Annotated in this window: 2 protein-coding genes and 2 pseudogenes; 2 read left to right on the top strand and 2 right to left on the bottom strand. The window is 36.9% G+C overall.

Going from position 1 to position 2,745, the window contains the following annotated elements; all coding sequences use genetic code 11:
• Positions 1 to 89, top strand: a pseudogene (locus H6G97_RS49385) (IS5/IS1182 family transposase); the annotation flags it as partial.
• Positions 90 to 262: 173 nt separating this feature from the next.
• Here H6G97_RS49385 and H6G97_RS49380 read toward each other — a convergent pair.
• Positions 263 to 517 (bottom strand): annotated as a pseudogene (locus H6G97_RS49380) (ISAs1 family transposase); the annotation flags it as partial.
• A 12-nt stretch (positions 518 to 529) separates the two neighbouring features.
• The gene (locus H6G97_RS49375; RefSeq protein WP_190947557.1) at positions 530 to 1,078 is read right to left on the bottom strand and encodes a CVNH domain-containing protein; all 549 of its coding nucleotides are present in this window, start codon (positions 1,076 to 1,078) and stop codon (positions 530 to 532) included.
• Between the two features lie 877 nt (positions 1,079 to 1,955).
• On the opposite strand from H6G97_RS49375, the gene H6G97_RS49370 reads away from it, so the two are divergent.
• Positions 1,956 to 2,507 carry a hypothetical protein gene (locus tag H6G97_RS49370; RefSeq protein ID WP_190947556.1) on the top strand — a complete coding sequence of 184 codons (552 nt, stop codon included), beginning with the start codon at positions 1,956 to 1,958 and terminating at the stop codon, positions 2,505 to 2,507.
• Positions 2,508 to 2,745: the final 238 nt, after the last annotated feature.

Raw genomic sequence — 2,745 nt, 5'->3', positions numbered from 1 at the left:
GCAAAGACTATGAACGGCTTCCTGAGATGAGCGAAGCTGCCATCTATGCTGTGATGACACGTATTATGTTACGTCGTCTTGCTGCCTAAAGATTTTCTTTATAAATGGTTTCTAAGTATTTTCCCTAATTCACATTTATTCCTGGGATTCAATCATTTAATTGCTGCCATGAATCAATTTAAACCCTGTTATGCTTCTGGATGATTTAGCTCCTGAACTACTTGCTTATATCGGAAAGTGACAGAAGAGGGATATGCTCAATCCCCTCAAAACCTGTGCTTATACCTGACTGGAATAATTTTTCAACTTCATCGTGAAGATTTCCTTGATTCTTTTTTAACGTAATTACATAATCTGCATATTGTTGCGTAATTAACTTTACAATTTCTTTTTGACAACCAATAGCGTCAATTGCGACTATACATCCAGAAAGTTCTAATACCTTTAATAGTTCTGGAATTGCTGTAATTTCATTGGATTTTTCATCCGCTTTTGCTTGTCCCAAAACTAGTTTATTCAAGTTAGGGATTTAACGATCAATTGCTAAAACACCATTTTGATTACTAATTTTCTCATCGAGATAGATACCAGTGTTAACCCAGCCTCCTCTACCGTCTGCACAGCTAGCTGTCATGAACAACTGGAACAGGACGGGATATTTAACCGAGCGACAAGAAATGTGAAAACCACCACCGCCTAATGCCCATGATAAATTACCACCGTAGTTGGCAATATAATCTGAAATTCTTAATCGAGATGGAACCTTTGAACCGTTTGCCTTTGTACAAAGTGCATCTAAGTAAGCACCGTCGGAGGCGATAGATACCTGTCTATTTACACATGATTTTGAAAAACCACCCGCTAGTGCAGCATCAGGTTTAATAAAAGGAGCAGCCAAAAGCACATAAGACAAAACACCAATACTTTTCAAAGGGGTCTTTAAGTTTCTCAAGATGGTAGAATACTTTTGTATGTGGATAGAACGTTGTGATATAGCACGGCAGAGCGTTGCTAGTGAGTCTTTCAAGGGTTCACTGGGTAATTGTTCGAGAACCGTTGTTTTATTTGTTGTCATCATATGTTTTATCCTTGATTGAACTTCAAATATTGATCGCTTCTGTGTTTGGAGTTTGGACAATTCGTTTGACTTCAAGCTATGTTTGCTTAATTAATACTTTAAGTAAATAGACGGGATGAAGCTAGAGTTATCTGTGCCAAGTTAGTTGCTTAAGTTTGTATTTTCTGTTGCTTGTGAAGGCAATTATTATTGCACAACTCTGCAATGAGGGAATAGATAGACGGAACACTTTTACAACGAGCTGATTATCTTTATCTGCTGTGTCGAATAACAAATAGACTTGTCCGAAAACTCCAAAACCAGACTGTCAAAAGCTTTGAGAGCAAGCTTTGATATCTTCGTGAAAACGTAATCATAAGGCTTGGAAATAGTTACTGATAGTTTATAGCCATAAATAATACTCCCTACTCATATCTTGTACCTGATAAAAACAATCAGTATTAACCAAGAAGAAGAAAATAAAAGTAACATCTAAAAGTGGAGCTTCTACTTCATGCGCTAGTATAATGGACTATATTCGCTCTCAGGATATATATAAATGACATATATAAAGATTGGAATAATGTCATCTGCATAAAGATATTTTTATATGTTCGTGAAAAATGAGAAAAAAGGGCGTAGAAAACATGAATCACAGCAAGAAATATGGAAACCATTCTTGCCCACGCCCATACCCTAATGTATACGATTCTGGCATTGAAGCTAGCGTCGTTATCAACGAGATAACTTGGAAGCAATGCTAGGGCTATTTCTGACAGCAGATGGAAACCTTTACCACACTACAGCAAATCCTTTTCTGTTAGCGCTTTAAGTAGATTTTTAAATACCTATAAATGGCCTACTCGTAAGCTAATTCGTCATGTTCGCCAACAAGTAATTGAGCCTAGTTTTCAGTCATTGTCCATTGGGAAGAAAAGCGTTTCTACAAGTAATAGTTGACCTGACAACTTTAGAGAAATGTGGTCAGTTTAAAGCATTTAAAAATCTAATAAACGTTTACAACGGCAAACGAGGTTTGCATATAGTAGTCTTATATTTGGTAGTTAGACAATGGCGTATTCCTTGGAATTTCCGTGTCTGGAGAGGTAAAGAAACAACTAGTTCATCTCAAATAGCATTGCGAATGGTACGCCATTTACCCAAAGATTTAACCAAACGATTTCAGGTGAAAATTCTCGCTGATACTGCTTTTGGTACTAAGGATTTTATCAATACTATTTGGAAGCTGAAATATCATGCTGTTATTGGTATTGGTTGTAATCGCAAGTTGGTTAATGGTTATCCAGTTAAACTTCTACATCATCGAGGGCAACAGGTTAGACTTGTTGGATTAGATTTTCCTGCCACTCTTTCTTGGTATTACTTTAAACGCGATAATGGTAAGTTTGCTAAAAGATATGTTATCTCTGCACAACCACAACCAAGCTAGTACTATTTCCTGATGGGGTAAACGTCGTTGGAAAATTCAAGGTTGGTTCAAAACTGCTAAATATCGCTTTGGTTTAGATAGATTTGGACGAGGTACTCTTTTAGGAATCTATCGTTGGTTAATCTGGGAGCATCCAGTTTTGGAAGATTTACCATTTATGGGAAAATGTAAAGGAAGATAACCCTGTGCGATCGCTGACAATGAACCAAGAGAAACAAGAACGGATCAAAGCCTGCTT

The sequence above is a fragment of the Nostoc flagelliforme FACHB-838 genome (genome assembly GCF_014698065.1).
Classification (GTDB): domain Bacteria; phylum Cyanobacteriota; class Cyanobacteriia; order Cyanobacteriales; family Nostocaceae; genus Nostoc; species Nostoc flagelliforme_B.
Note: the sequence above shows the minus strand (reverse complement) of the source record. Positions and strands in the feature narration are given on the sequence as shown.